This is a genomic window from Streptomyces sp. NBC_00483 (assembly GCF_036013745.1).
Classification (GTDB): domain Bacteria; phylum Actinomycetota; class Actinomycetes; order Streptomycetales; family Streptomycetaceae; genus Streptomyces.
Genome location: NZ_CP107880.1, coordinates 6,655,363 through 6,669,498, shown reverse-complemented (window position 1 = coordinate 6,669,498; position 14,136 = coordinate 6,655,363). Strand labels below are relative to the sequence as shown.

General features: G+C 71.7%; 11 protein-coding genes. 6 read left to right on the top strand and 5 right to left on the bottom strand.

The genetic code is table 11. The features are described from left to right. Window positions 1–761 precede the first annotated feature (761 nt). The 3 genes from recG to kdgD form a co-directional block, all read right to left on the bottom strand. Window positions 762–2,972, bottom strand: a complete 2,211-nt coding sequence (gene recG / locus OHA73_RS30030) for an ATP-dependent DNA helicase RecG (protein ID WP_327656591.1) — start codon at window positions 2,970–2,972, stop codon at window positions 762–764. 117 nt (window positions 2,973–3,089) lie between these two features. Beyond that, complete coding sequence (locus OHA73_RS30025; RefSeq protein ID WP_327656590.1) at window positions 3,090–4,061, bottom strand: 2-hydroxyacid dehydrogenase; 972 nt, start codon at window positions 4,059–4,061, stop codon at window positions 3,090–3,092. A 73-nt stretch (window positions 4,062–4,134) separates the two neighbouring features. Beyond that, window positions 4,135–5,049, bottom strand: coding sequence for a 5-dehydro-4-deoxyglucarate dehydratase (gene kdgD / locus OHA73_RS30020; RefSeq protein ID WP_327656589.1), 915 nt, complete (start codon window positions 5,047–5,049; stop codon window positions 4,135–4,137). 260 nt (window positions 5,050–5,309) lie between these two features. On the opposite strand from kdgD, the gene OHA73_RS30015 reads away from it, so the two are divergent. The 6 genes from OHA73_RS30015 (at window position 5,310) to OHA73_RS29990 (ending at window position 11,658) form a co-directional block, all read left to right on the top strand. Continuing rightward, entirely contained in the window at window positions 5,310–6,851 is a 1,542-nt protein-coding gene (locus OHA73_RS30015; protein ID WP_327656588.1) for an ABC transporter substrate-binding protein, read from the top strand. A gap of 144 nt (window positions 6,852–6,995) precedes the next feature. Beyond that, the gene (locus OHA73_RS30010) at window positions 6,996–7,925 is read left to right on the top strand and encodes an ABC transporter permease (protein WP_267069098.1); all 930 of its coding nucleotides are present in this window, start codon (window positions 6,996–6,998) and stop codon (window positions 7,923–7,925) included. 10 nt (window positions 7,926–7,935) lie between these two features. Then, a complete protein-coding gene (locus OHA73_RS30005) occupies window positions 7,936–8,946 on the top strand; it encodes an ABC transporter permease (RefSeq protein WP_267069099.1) in 1,011 nt (336 codons plus the stop codon). Further along, window positions 8,943–9,932 (top strand): ABC transporter ATP-binding protein, encoded by a 990-nt coding sequence (locus OHA73_RS30000; protein ID WP_327656587.1) that lies wholly within the window; start codon window positions 8,943–8,945, stop codon window positions 9,930–9,932. Before OHA73_RS30005 ends, OHA73_RS30000 begins: the two co-directional genes overlap by 4 nt. After that, the gene (locus OHA73_RS29995) at window positions 9,929–10,945 is read left to right on the top strand and encodes an ABC transporter ATP-binding protein (RefSeq protein ID WP_327656586.1); all 1,017 of its coding nucleotides are present in this window, start codon (window positions 9,929–9,931) and stop codon (window positions 10,943–10,945) included. The genes OHA73_RS30000 and OHA73_RS29995 overlap by 4 nt, the downstream gene beginning before the upstream one ends. Continuing rightward, a complete protein-coding gene (locus tag OHA73_RS29990) occupies window positions 10,942–11,658 on the top strand; it encodes a sulfite exporter TauE/SafE family protein (protein ID WP_267069102.1) in 717 nt (238 codons plus the stop codon). Before OHA73_RS29995 ends, OHA73_RS29990 begins: the two co-directional genes overlap by 4 nt. A 100-nt stretch (window positions 11,659–11,758) precedes the next feature. Here OHA73_RS29990 and OHA73_RS29985 read toward each other — a convergent pair whose 3' ends face one another. Together OHA73_RS29985 and OHA73_RS29980 are read right to left on the bottom strand one after the other, a co-directional pair. Next, complete coding sequence (locus OHA73_RS29985) at window positions 11,759–12,760, bottom strand: 2-hydroxyacid dehydrogenase (RefSeq protein WP_327656585.1); 1,002 nt, start codon at window positions 12,758–12,760, stop codon at window positions 11,759–11,761. Continuing rightward, a complete protein-coding gene (locus OHA73_RS29980) occupies window positions 12,754–14,034 on the bottom strand; it encodes a glucarate dehydratase family protein (RefSeq protein ID WP_327656584.1) in 1,281 nt (426 codons plus the stop codon). The genes OHA73_RS29985 and OHA73_RS29980 overlap by 7 nt, the downstream gene beginning before the upstream one ends. Window positions 14,035–14,136 lie beyond the last annotated feature (102 nt).

Here is a 14,136-nt window from a genome sequence, read left to right as displayed (position 1 = left end):
CCGTCGCGGTCAACCGCACGCGCCTTAGGCAATCCGCCTCAAGCACGGCTCCCCACCCATTACGGTCGACGCCCGCCGGCTCGGGGTAGCGCCAACCCCGGCTCCCCACCCGTCGCGGTCGGCCGCCACCGCCTTGGGCAATCCGCCGCAGGCACGGCTCCCCACCCATTGCGATCGGCCGCCACCGCCTTGGGCAATCTGCCGCCTGGGGCGGCAGGGTGGGCAAGGCGGCCCCCGGCGCCGCGCACCCCTCACGACGGGCCCTGCCCCGGCACAGCGACCTGGGCCCGGGACGGGCCGAAGCCCCCGGAGGGGGCGGGCGGGCGGGAGATGACCGGGCACCGGCGCAGCCGGACAAGGACCGGTGCCGCGCGCTGAACGCAAGGGCGCCCACCCCGGCCAAGCCCCAAGACCCGGTGCCGCGCAACAGCTATGACAGGCGCCGACCACGCCCGGACGGGCCGAAGCCCCCGGAGGGGGCGGGCGGACGGGAGATGAGCGGGCACCGGCGCACGCCGGACAGGAACCGACGCCGTGCGCCGGGCGCGAGGGCGCCCACCCCGGCACAGTGCCGCGCACCCCGGACGGGATACGCCGACCATCGCACGGTGGGATCCCGGTGCCGCGCACCCCGGACGGTAGGCGCCGGCCACGGCACGGCGGCACCCCGGTGCGGCGTAGCCAGGACGGAGGCGCCGACCACGGCACCGTGGGGCCCCGGTGCTGCGCGAGCAGGGCGTGGGGCCCAGACCCGGCACGGGTCAGCCCTTGTCCAGGTACTGTTCGCGTTCCTCGTCGAGGAGGGCGTCCAGCGCCACCCGTAGGGCCGGCAAGGCCTCCAGTTCCGGGTCGGCCGAAACCACCTTCGTCGCCTCCTCGCGCGCCTCCGCGATGATCTCCTCGTCCTCGATCACGGCGAGCATCCGCAGGGACGAGCGGACGCCGGACTGGGCCTGGCCGAGGACGTCGCCCTCGCGGCGCTGTTCGAGGTCGATGCGGGAGAGCTCGAAGCCGTCGAGCGTGGCGGCGACGGCGCCGAGTCTGGCGCGCGCGGGGGCGGCCTCCGGCATCTCGGTGACCAGCAGGCACAGCCCCGCCGCCGACCCACGGCCGACGCGGCCACGCAGCTGGTGGAGCTGCGAGACGCCGAACCGGTCGGCGTCCATGATCACCATCGCCGTCGCGTTCGGCACGTTCACCCCGACCTCGATGACGGTCGTCGCCACCAGGACGTCCGTCTCCCCCGCGGCGAAGCGACGCATCACGGCGTCCTTGTCGTCGGGCTGCATGCGCCCGTGCAGGACCTCGACCTTGAGGCCCTGGAGCGGACCGCGCGCCAGCTCCTCCGCGACGTCGAGCACGGCGAGCGGCGGCCGCTTCTCCGCCTCGTCCTCGGCGGACTGCTTCTTGGCGGCGCCCTTCTTGGGCTTCTCGTCCTCGTCGTCACCGATGCGGGGGCAGACGACGTACGCCTGATGGCCGTTGCTCACTTCCTCGCGTACACGCTCCCACGCGCGGGCCAGGAAGTGCGGCTTGTCGGCCGCCGGTACGACATGGCTGGCGATCGGCGAGCGGCCGGCCGGCAGCTGGTCGAGGACGGACGTCTCCAGGTCGCCGAAGACGGTCATCGCGACCGTGCGCGGAATCGGCGTCGCCGTCATGACCAGGAGGTGCGGCGGCTGCTTGCCCTTCGAGCGCAGGGCGTCGCGCTGTTCCACGCCGAAGCGGTGCTGCTCGTCCACGACGACCAGGCCCAGATCGTCGAACTGCACCTTGTCCTCGATCAGCGCGTGCGTGCCGATGACGACGCCGGCCTCCGCCGTGGCCAGGTCGAGCAGGGCCTGGCGGCGGGCGGCCATGCCCATCGAGCCGGTGAGCAGGACGACCTTGGTGGCGTGCTCGACCCCGCCCAGCATCCCGCCCTGCGCCAGCTCGCCCATCATCTCGGTGATGGACCGGTGGTGCTGCTGGGCGAGGACTTCGGTGGGCGCGAGCATCGCTGCCTGACCGCCCGCGTCGACGACGGCGAGCATGGCGCGCAGCGCGACCATGGTCTTACCCGAACCCACCTCTCCCTGGAGCAGCCGGTGCATCGGGTGCTCGGTGGCCAGGTCGTCGAAGATCTCCTTGGAGACCTTCTGCTGGCCTTCGGTGAGCGTGAAGGGGAGCTTCGCGTCGAAAGCCGTCAGCAGGCCGTCCGGCTTCGGTACGCGTGGGACCGCGGTCAGCTGGGTCTCCGCGAAGCGGCGCCGGGCGAGGGCCACTTGAAGGACGAAGGCCTCGTCCCACTTGAGGCGGTCCCGGGCGCCGGCGACGTCGTCCTTCGTCTGCGGCCGGTGGATCTTGAGCAGGGCCTCGGGCAGCGGGGCGAGGCCGCGGCCCTCGCGCAGCGACTCGGGCAGCGGGTCCTCGGCCTCGCGCGCGCTGGGCAGCACCAGGTCGACGGCCTTGGCGATCTTCCAGGACTCCAGCTTGGCCGTGGCCGGGTAGATCGGCAGCAGGGCACCGGCCCACGAGCCGACCGCCTCCGCGGCCTCGTCGGAGGACTCGGCGTTGAGCAACTGGTAGGCGGGGTGCGCCAGTTGCATCTTCCGGTTGAAGACCGAGGCCTTGCCGGCGAACATCGCGCGCGTACCGGGCAGCAGGTCCTTGTGCGGCTTGTGGATGCCGCGGCCGAAGAAGACGAGCTGGAGCTCGCCGCTGCCGTCGGTGATGGTGACTTCGAGGCGCTGGCCCCTGCCGCCGTTGAACTTCAGGATGCGGGCGGTGGCGACCTGCGCGACGACCGTCACGTGCTCGTCGAGCGGCAGGTCCGCGAGGCGGGTGAGCTCGCCCCGCTCCGCGTATCTGCGCGGGTAGTGGTGGAGCAGGTCGCCGACCGTGTGCAGGCCTAGATGCTCGGCCATCACCTTCGCGGTGGCGGGGCCGAGCACCTTCTTCAGTGGTTCTTCGAGCGCGGGCACGAGATCCATTGCACACCACGCCACTGACAATGGCCGAACACTGCCCTGAAACGAGGCTCGGAGCGGCCCTGAAACGAGGCTCGGGGCAGCCCTGAAACGAGTCCGAGGGCAGCCCCGAAGCGCGCCTCAGCCCATCTCGGGCACCGGTGTCACCAGCTTCCCGTGCGCCAGGTACGCGGTCAGGTTGTCCAGGGTCAGCCGTTCCATCTCGTCGCGGGTCTGGACGGTGCCGCTGGCCAGGTGCGGCGTGAGGACCACGTTGTCCAGAGCGAGCAGCGGCTCCGGCACGTGCGGTTCGGCGGCGAAGACGTCGAGTCCCGCGCCCGCGAGGCCGCCGGTGGTCAGGAGGTCGACGAGCGCCTCCTCGTCGACCACGCTGCCGCGCGCGATGTTGACGAGGTAGCCCTCGGGGCCGAGCGCCTCCAGGACCTCTCGGGAGACGAGACCGCTGGTGGCTGCGCCGCCGGAGGTCGCGACCACCAACACGTCGACGGATGTGGCCAGTTCAGCGGGCGAGGCCGCGTACGCGTAGTCGACGCCGGGCACCTCGCGGCGGCTGTGGTAGCTGATCGGGCAGCCCATGGCGGCGAACCGGGTGGCGATGGCCCGCCCGATCCGGCCGAGCCCGAGCACGCCGATCCGGGCGCCGCTGACCCGCCGCGCCAACGGGACGGCGCCCTCACTCGGCCAGCGGCCGGCCCGTACGTAGCGGTCGGCGGCGGAGAGCCCCCGCAGCACGTCGAGCGTCAGCCCGAGCGCGGTGTCGGCGACGCAGTCGGTGAGCACGTCGGGGGTGTTGCTGACCACGATGCCGCGTTCCAGGGCGAGGGCGACGTCGGTGGTGTCGTAGCCGACCCCGAAGTTGACGACGGCGCCGAGGCGCGGGAGTGCGGCCATGAGTTCGGTGCCGACGCCCGCGCGGCCGGAGGTGACGACGACGCCGACCTCACCCCCGTACTCCGCGAGGAAACTGTCGCGTTCGGGTCCTTCCTTCGGAAGGACGAGAGCGTCGTACGTGGTGTTCAGCGTCCGGGCGAGCGAGGGCTTGAGCGAGCCGACGGCGAGGACGCGGCCGACGGCGGCAGAGGACGTGGTCATGCGGGGACTCCTTCCTGGACCGGCTCGTGGTCAGGGGCCGGTTCATGGTCCGGGTTCATGGTCCCGGGCCGGTTCAGATCACTTTCTTGACGAGCGCGGCGAGTTCGGCGTGCTCGGCCTCGGTGAGGTCGGTCAGTGGCGGGCGCACCGGTCCCGCGCCGTGGCCGGAGACGGTGAGGCCGGCCTTCACGATCGAGACCGCGTAGCCGGGCTGCCGGTCGCGGATGGCGATGTACGGCAGGACGAACTCGCGCAGCCGGTCGTAGACCTGCGCCTTGTCGTGGGCGCGCACGGCCGCGTAGAAGTCGCAGGCCCACTGCGGGGCGAAGTTGAAGATGGCCGACGAGTAGGTGGTGGCGCCGAGTTCGAGGTACGGCAGGGCGTAGGTCTCGGCTGTCGGGAGGCCGCCGATGAGGACGAGCCGCCCGTCGTGCTCGGCGTGCAGCCGGACCATGAGGTCGATGTCGCAGACGCCGTCCTTGAACCCGATGAAGTTGGGGAAGTGGGCGACGAGCCGGTCGACGGTCGCCGCCTTGAAGCGGGCGTTGGCCCGGTGGTACACGATCACGCCGAGGGACGTGGCCGCGCAGACCCGCGCCACGTGGTCGTAGAGCCCCTCCTGTCCGACCTCGGTGAGGTAGGGCGGCAGCAGCAGGAGGCCGTCGGCCCCGCCCTCCTCCGCCCGCCGGGCCATCTCCACCGCGGTCGCCGTGCCGTACCCGGCCGCCCCGATGACCGGCAGCGCGTCATGCGCCTCGGCGACGGTCGCCCGCAGCACCGCGTCGACGTCGGTGTGGCTGAGCGAGAAGAACTCGCCGGTGCCGCCCGGGGCGAAGAGGCCCGCCACGTCGTACCCGGCCAGACGCTGCAGGTGCGCGCGGTAGGCCGGCTCGTCGAAGGCGTGGTCGGGCGTGGTGTGGGTGACGGGGAAGGACAGCAGGCCGGAGCCCAGGACGCGGCGCAGATCATCGGGCGAGAAACGGGCCATGGGGCAGCTCCAGGGTCGTCGGGCGGATGAGGCCGGCTGGCCGCAAGCTAGCAGACGTCGATCATGGATAGGAATGGCGTCTACATATGAGTACGCCTCCTCTCCGGCGCACACGTAGTGAACGTGTAGGGCTCGTCCAACTTCCGTGCCTGCGCGACCTATTGACGTGCCCGAGAACCCCCACTTACCGTGCGTCCACAAATCGAAACGGCGTCTACATCCGTGGACATGCTCGCGCCTGTCACGGTGGAGGAAGCCCCATGCCCCCTGTTCCCATCCCCGGTCGGGCTCTCGCTCTGGCGGTCGTCTGCACGCTCGCCGCAAGCGCCTGCACCGTGGCCAACAGCGCGTCGGTGACGGCGGGCAAGGACACGCTGCGCGTCGTACTGCCGGAGGAGCCGCCCACCCTCGAACCCTGCGAGTCCTCGCTGACCTCCACCGGCGTGGTGGTGCGCTCCAACATCACCGAGCCGCTGACCGAGCGCGACCCGGACTCGGGCGAGCTCCGGCCGAAGCTCGCGACCGCCTGGAAGCGCACCTCCGACACCCAGTGGACGTACACCGTCCGCGAGGGCGTCCGGTTCAGCGACGGTTCGCGGTTCGACGCGAAGGACGCCGCGTACTCCATCGACCGCGCGGTCAACTCGAAGCTCGGCTGCAATGTCGAGGGCTACGTCTTCGGGGACATGGACGTGAAGCTGTCGACGCCCGACGACCACACGCTGAAGGTGACGACCCCCGAGGCGGACCCGATCCTGCCGCTGCGGCTCTCCTTCATCGAGATGGTGCCGACGTCCACCGACGCGAAGAAGAAGGTGCGCGAGCCCATCGGCACGGGCCCGTACCGGATCGCCGACTGGGAGCCGGGCCTGCGGCTCTCCCTCGCAGCGAACAAGAAGTACTGGGGCAAGGCCCCCGACTACCGCAAGGCCCTCTACCAATGGCGCCCCGAAGGCAGCGTCCGCGCCGCCATGGTCACCAACGGCGAGGCGGACGTGGCCACTTCGCTCGGCCCGCAGGACGGGGCGGGCGACACCGCGGTCACGTATCCGAACAACGAGACCACCGCGCTGCGCATGCAGCTCGGCGAGGCGCCGCTGAACGACGAGCGGGTGCGCAAGGCGATCAACTACGCGATCGACCGCAAGAGCATCGTCGACTCCCTCTACCGGGGCGACGCCAAGGTCGCGTCCCAGCTCGTGCCCTCCGGGATCACCGGGTACGACAAGGGTCTCAAGCCCTGGCCGACCGACCTCGCCAAGGCGCGGAAGCTGCTGGCGCAGGCGAAGGCCGACGGCGTCGATGTCGGCAAGCAGATCAGGCTGATCAGCCGGACCGCGCTGTTCCCCAAGGTCGACGAGACCGTGCAGGTCATACAGAACGAGCTGGCGGGGATCGGGCTCAACGTCAAGATCCAGATGAAGGACACGGCGGGCAGCACGGAGTTCCAGGAGCGGCCCTTCCCCAAGAACACGGGCCCGTATCTGCTGCTCATCCAGCACGGGAACCAGGCCGGTGACGCGGCCTTCTCCATGGACCAGTACCTGCTGAGCAAGGGGTTCCAGAGCTCCGGTGGCACGGCTGTCTTCGACCGGAAGATCCGCGCGGCGGAGGCGCTCACCGGTGACGCGAGGCAGCGGGCGTTGGCGGGGGTCTTCGCCGCGGAGCCGACCGAGGTCACGCAGTACGCGTACATCGCGCACATGTACGGGATCACCGCGCTCGCGGAAGGGGTTCGTTACCGGCCCAACTCTGCGACCGGCGACGAGATGCGCCTCTCCGAGTTCACGCACGCCGACTGACAGCGCGGCGCGTCCACCCCGCTCTCGGGGCTCCGCCCCGGACCCCGCGCCTCAAACGCCGGCGGGGCTGGATTTGCCCGGACTCACCCGCCCGCCAGGGCCAGAAGGCCTGCCCGCTCCCCGTCCTCCGACCAAGGGACAGCGATGTTCCAGTTCCTCCGCCGTCGCACGCTGACCAGCATCCTGCCGCTGCTCGCGGTGCTCCTCGGGGTCTTCGTCCTCGCGCGGCTCACCGGCGATCCGTCGTCCTTGTACCTGCCCGAATCCGCCACCCCGGCCCAGCGCGCCGCCTTCGCCGCCCGCAACGGCTTCGACGACTCGATCTGGCAGCAGATCGCCGACTACTTCGGCGGCGTCTTCCAGCTCGACTTCGGCGAGTCGCTGCGCACCGGCGAGTCCGCAGCGACGATGGCGCTGCGGGCCTTCCCCGCCACGTTGCAGCTCGCCTTCGCGACCATGCTGATCGCCGTCATCGGCGCGGTGATCATCGGAAGCTGGGCCGCCTACCGGCCCAACTCCCTTGCGGACCGCGTCTCTTCGTTCCTGTCCATGACCGCCGCGAGCGTCCCCGACTTCTGGTTCGCGATCACCGGCGTATGGATCTTCTCCGTCACGCTCGGCGTGCTGCCCACCTCGGGCGTCACCGACGGCATGCTCTCGTGGGTGCTGCCGGTGGCTACGCTCCTGATCCGGCCGCTCGGCGTGCTCACCCAGGTGGTGCGCGGCGCGATGATCTCCGCGCTCTCCGCCCCGTACGTGCGCCTCGCGCGCAGCAAGGGGGCCGGCAGCGTCCGCGTGGTCAGCCATCACGCGCTGCGCAACGCCGCCGCGCCCGCGCTCACCGTGGCGGGCGACCTCGCCGTCTCGCTGGTCAACGGGGCCGTGGTGGTGGAGACGATCTTCGGCTGGCCGGGCATCGGGAAGCTGATGATCGACTCCATCCTGGGCCGCGACTTCGCGGTGCTGCAGGCCGCGGTGCTGATCACCGCGATCACCATCTTCGCGCTCAACATCGTCATCGACGTCTGCTACGCGCTGCTCGACGCGCGCGTGCGCGAGACGGCGACGGCCTGAGGAGGACGCCGTGAGTATCTCGACCGACAAGCCGGTGGACTCCGCGTCCGACAACCCGGTTCCTACGAAAGGCGCCTCCGCGCCCCGCGGCAGCCAAGTCCCCCTGTGGCGCATGCTGTTGCGCGACCGGGTCGCCACCGTGGCGGCCGTGCTGCTCGTCCTGATCGCGCTCACCGCGGTCCTCGGCCCGCCGCTGCTCGGTTCCGCCGCCACGGATCAGGACCTGGCGAACGCCAACCAGGCGCCGTTCTCCCTCGACCACGGCTGGCTGGGGATCCTCGGCACCGATCCGCTCGGCCAGAGTGTGCTGGCCCGGCTGGTCGTCGCCGCCCGCACCACGTTCAGCGTGGCCGTGCCCGCGGTGCTGCTCGCGCTGGCCGTCGGCTCGCTGATCGGCATGTGGGCCGGCTATCACCGCGGCCGCAGGGAGACGGTCGCGATGCGCGTCGCCGACGTCATCATGAGCTTCCCTTCGCTGCTCATGGCGGTCGTCGTGCTGTACGTCTTCTCGCCGAGCATCGCCAACCTCGTCCTGGTGCTGACCGTCACCCGGCTCCCGGTCTATCTGCGCACCGCCCGGTCGGAATCCTCCGAGCTGCAGAGCCGCCTGTTCGTGGACGCGGCGCGCACCTTCGGCACATCCAGCGGGGCGATCATCCGCCGGCACGTGTTCCCGATCGTGCTGCCGACACTACTGACCCTCGCCACGCTCGAATTCTGTTACGTGATGCTCGCGGAGTCCTCGCTGAGCTTCCTCGGCATCGGCATCCAACCACCCGATGTGAGCTGGGGGTTGATGGTCTCGCAGGGCCGGACGTACCTGCAGAGCGCGTGGTGGCTGACCTTCTTCCCCGGGCTCGCCATCGTCATCACGACGGTCTCCGCGACCGTGCTCGCCTCCTGGGCGCGGCTCGCCACCGACCCCGCGCAGCGCTGGCGCCTCGCGCTGCCCCGCAAGGCGCGGCGCCGCGCGGGCCGCGCCGCCCGCACCGCCCCGGCTCCTCAGGAGGCCCAGTCGTGACCGCGACCGCCACACGTACCGCCCTCGAGGTCGACGGCCTCAGCGTCGACATCCGCACCCCGCACGGCACCGTACGGGCCGTCGACAAGGTCACCTTCAGCGCCCGGCGCGGCCGGACGCTCGCCCTGCTCGGCGAGTCCGGCTGCGGCAAGTCGATGACCGCGCAGGCCATCGTCTCGCTGCTCGACCCGGCCGCCGAGGTGAGCGCGGGCCGGGTGCTGCTCGACGGCACCGATCTGGTCGCGGCCGACGAGCGGACCCGGCGCGCGCTCGCGGGACCCGAACTCGCCATCGTCTTCCAGGACGCGCTCACCGCCCTCAACCCGGTCTACACGGTGGGCACCCAGCTCGCCGAGCCGTTCCGGATCCACCGCGGGATGTCCCGCAAGCAGGCCCGCAAGGAAGCGGTCGAGCTGATGGCGCGGGTCGGCATCCCGGAGCCGGAGAGCCGGGTGGACGCCTATCCGCACCAGTTCTCCGGCGGTATGCGCCAGCGCCTCCTGATCGCCATCGCGGTCGCCCTCTCCCCCTCCGTGCTCCTCGCCGACGAGCCGACGACGGCGCTCGACGTGACCGTGCAGGCGCAGATCATGCAGCTGCTGCGGGACCTGCGCGCGGAGCGGGACATGAGCGTCGTACTGATCACCCACGACCTGGCTCTGGTCTCCGAGCAGGCCGACGAGGTCGTGGTGATGTACGCGGGCACGGTCGTCGAGTCGGGTCCCGTACGCGAGGTGTTCGGTGCACCCCAACACCCGTACACGAAGGGCCTGTTGGACTCGGTGCCGGTGCACGCCGCGCGCGGTGAGGAGCTGCGGTCCATCGGCGGCGCCCCGCCGGACCTGCACTCGATCCCGTCCGGCTGTGTCTACCAGGACCGCTGCCCGCTGGTGCGCGACCTGTGCCGTGCGCGGCGCCCGGAACCGGCCGAGGTCGCGCCGGGCCGCACGGCCGCCTGCCACTTCTCCGACGAGGTGACCCGATGAGCGACAACCCGCTTCTCCAAGTACGCGAGCTCACCAAGACGTTCCAGGTCCAGGGCGCCGGCAAGGGACGCCGCCTGCGCGCCCTGAACGGCATCTCCTTCGATCTGCGGCGCGGCGAGACCCTCGGCCTCGTAGGGGAGTCGGGCTGCGGCAAGTCCACGCTCGCCCGGACGCTGCTCATGCTGGAGCGGCCCGACGGCGGCAGCGTCCGCTTCGGCGGCGTGGACCCGTTCGCCCTCAAGGGGGCGGAGCTGCTGGCGTGGCGGCGCCGGGTGCAGATGGTCTTCCAGGACCCGTTCGCCTCGCTCAACGCCCGGATGACGGCCGGCGAGATCATCGGTGAACCATGGCGCACCCACAAGTCCCTGCACCGCACGGCCGGTGAACGTGCCGCCCGCGTAAGGGAGTTGCTCGACCTCGTCGGGCTGCGCAAGGGCGACGAGCACCGCTATCCGCAGGAGTTCTCCGGCGGCCAGCGTCAGCGCATCGGCATCGCCCGCGCGCTCGCCCTCTCCCCCGACGTGATCATCTGCGACGAGCCGGTCTCCGCGCTCGACCTGTCCGTGCAGGCCCAGGTGCTCAACCTCCTCAACGACCTGCAACGCCAGCTCGGCGTCAGCTATCTCTTCATCTCGCACGACCTGTCGGTGGTCCGGCACGTCGCGGACCGCGTGATGGTGATGTACCTGGGCGGCATCGTGGAACAGGGCGACACGGAGTCCGTCTTCGGCCGCGCCCTGCACCCGTACAGCTCGGCACTGATGTCGGCCGCGCCGTCGCTCGACGCCGACGCGCGCCGCGAACAGATCGTCCTCCAGGGCGAGTTGCCCTCCCCGCTCTCGCCGCCGTCCGGCTGCCGCTTCCGGACCCGCTGCTGGAAGGCGACCGACGCGTGCGCCTCGGCCGCGCCCGCCCCGGCCGTCGACGCCCGGGATCCGGGGCACACGGCGGCCTGCTTCCATCCGCTGGAGGACACCTCCGGCCTGGTGGCCGCGGGTGGCGACGGTCTGTGACGCTCACCGGCTATCTGGTCGTCGCGGTCGCGGTGGTGATCGCCTCCTGTCTCCAGGCGTCCATCGGCTTCGGCATGGGGATGCTCGCCGCGCCGGTGGTCGCCGTCGTCGACCCGTCCCTCGTACCGGGAACGCTGATCATTCAGGCGGGCGTGCTCACCCTCCTCGTGACGGTGGCGGAGCGGCAGCACATCGATCTGCGGGGCACGGGCTGGGCGCTGGTCGGCCGGGTGCCCGGCACCGTCGCGGGAGCGCTGCTCGTGGCCGCGCTCCCGCCGCAGGGCCTCGCCCTGATGCTGTCCGGCGTGGTGCTCCTGGGTGTCGTACTGACCTGCTTCGGCTGGGCCCCGCAGCCGCACCGGCCGGTCCTGGTCCTCGCCGGGTCCGCGTCGGGGCTCCTCGGCACCGCGACCTCGATCGGCGGCCCGCCGATGGCCCTGGTCTGGCAGGGCAAGGACGCCCCCGTGCTGCGCGGCACCATGAGCGGGTTCTTCCTCATCGGCTCGGTGCTCTCCGTCGCGACGCTCGCGTCCACGGGCGCCATCGGTACGCACACGCTCCTGACGTCGGCCGTGCTCGCCCCCGCGCCGGTCGTCGGCTACGCGCTCTCGCGTTACGTGAACCGCTTCATGGACGCCCGCCGGCTGCGCTGGGCCGCGATCGGGGTGTCGGCGCTGGGGGCGGTGCTGCTGATCGGCGAGCAGCTGGTGTGAGCTTCGGTGCGGCTGATCGGCGAGCAGCTGGTGTGAGCTTCGGTGCGAACGTCAGTTCCCACCCCAGCGCGACCGTCGGCTCCGCACCCCACCGCGACCGTCAGCTCCGCACCAAGTTGCGCAGCGGCCGTCCCTCCGCGAGCGCCTCCACGTTCGCCCTGATGTCCTCGGCCCGGCCGCGGAAGGTCTCCTCGGTGTGGCCCGACTGGTGCGGCGTGAGCACCACGTTGTCGAACCCGGTGAAGTCCAGGTGCGAGGGCGGCGGCGCCGCGGGCTCGCGCGGGTTGCGCCACCAGACGTCGAGGCCTGCCCCCGCGATGGTGCCGTCGCTCAGCGCGGTGTGCAGCGCCTTCTCGTCGACCACCGCGCCCCGGGCCACGTTGACGAGCACGGCGGACGGTTTCATCGCGGCGAGCGCGGCGGCGTCCACGAGCCCGCGCGTCTCCTCGCTCAGCGGCACCGTCACGACGACCACGTCGCAGGCGCCGAGCATCTCGTGCAGCCGGTCCTGCCCGCCCACCCACTCCAGGTCCACCCCGGCGGGCGGCGGCGCGCCCGGGTCGCGACGCACGGTGCGTACCCGCATGCCCAACGCGCCTGCCAGCCGGGCGACTTCGCCGCCGATCTCGCCCATGCCGAGGACGCCAAGGGTACGCCCGGCGAGGACGCCTCCGAAGGCGTAGGACGGGTCGACGACGGCGTTGCGCCAGACGCCGGCCCGCATGTCCCGCTCGCCGCGCGCGACGTCGCGCAGCAGCATCATCGACACCATCACCACGTGCTCGGCGATGGAGCGGCCGTGGTGGAAGGTGTTCGCCACCCGCACCCCGGGCCGCAGCGCGTCCAGTGGGATCTTGTCGTAGCCGGCCCCGGTGACGTGCAGCAGCCGCAGCCGCTCCATCCCTGCCAGCAGTTCGCGGTCGGCGGCGGAGCACACGAGTACGTCGGCGGTGGCCGCGGCGGCGGCCAGGGCCCCGGGATCGTCCCCGTACGCGAAGTTCCAGCGGTGCGCGCAGCCTTCGGTGAGCACGTCCCTGAACCGCCCCATGACCGGTTCGGTGACCAGGACCTCCAGCGGCCGCACCGCTCCCCCGCTCACCACCGCGGCACCGTCGGGTCGAACTCCGGCTGGAAGCGGCGCATGTAGGAGGTGTCGTCGCGCTCGCGGATGCCGCAGTCGAGGTACTGCTCATGCAGCCGGGCGAGCGCGTCACGGTCGAGCTCGACGCCGAGTCCCGGGGTGGTGGGCACGGCGACGGCGCCGTCCTTGAACGTGAGCGCCCCGGGCACGACGACGTCCTCGGCGGGGTCCTTCCACGGCCAGTGCGTGTCGCAGGCGTAGTCGAGGTTCGGGGTGGCGGAGGCGAGGTGGGTCATGGCCGCGAGGCTGATGCCCAGATGCGAGTTGGAGTGCATGGACAGGCCCATGCCGAACGTCTCGCAGATCGCGCCGAGCCGCTGGGACCGCCGGAGCCCGCCCCAGAAGTGGTGGTCGGACAGCACCACTTGGACGGCGTCCTGGCGCACGGCCGGCGGCAGGTGCTTGAAGGCGACGACGCACATGTTGGTGGCGAGCGGCATCGACACCTCGCGCGCGACGCGGGCCATGCCCTCGATGCCGGGCGTCGGGTCCTCCAGGTACTCGACGACCCCGTCGAGCTCCTGCCCGACCTTGACCGAACTGGCCACGTTCCAGGCCCCGTTGGGGTCGAGCCGGAGCGGCAGCTCGGGGAAGGCCGCGCGCAGCGCACGGACCGCCTCGATCTCCTCCTCGGGCGCGAAGACGCCACCCTTCAGCTTGATCGCGCCGAACCCGTACGCGTCGATGATGCGCCGCGCCTGCCGGACCAGACCCTCCGGGTCAAGGGCGGCACCCCACTCGTCGTCGTCCTGCCCGGGGTGGCCGGCCCACTTGTAGAAGAGGTACGCGCTGTAGGCGACGCGGTCGCGCACGGCGCCGCCGAGCAGGTCGCTCACGGGGCGGCCGACGACCTTGCCCTGAAGGTCGAGCGCGGCGACCTCGAAGGGCGAGACGACCCGGTCGGCGAGGGAGCTGTCGGTCACCATCCCGCTCATTCCGTGCCCGCCCACGCCGCTGTCGGCGGCCAGCGACTCATTGACCGCGCGCCAGACGCCGTTCAGATCGAAGACGTCGATGCCGACCAGGTGCTGCCCGGCCCGCTCAAGGCGGCCCAGATGCGGCAGGTCCCCGTAGGACTCACCGAGCCCGCACAGACCGCTGTCGGTCACGACCTCGACGACCGAGCGCAGCGCGAAGGGCTCGTGCACACCTACGGAATTGAGCAGCGGAAGGTCCCGGAACGCCACCGGCGTCACGCGCACCTCGGAGATCCGGTGCTTCTCAGTGTCAGACATGACCGGATCCTGACACGCGTCTACGTACGTAGACAAGGCTTGCGTATGTGATTTCGGGGGTCCGGGCCGACGGCCTCCGCCGCCCCGTCGCCTACGATGTGC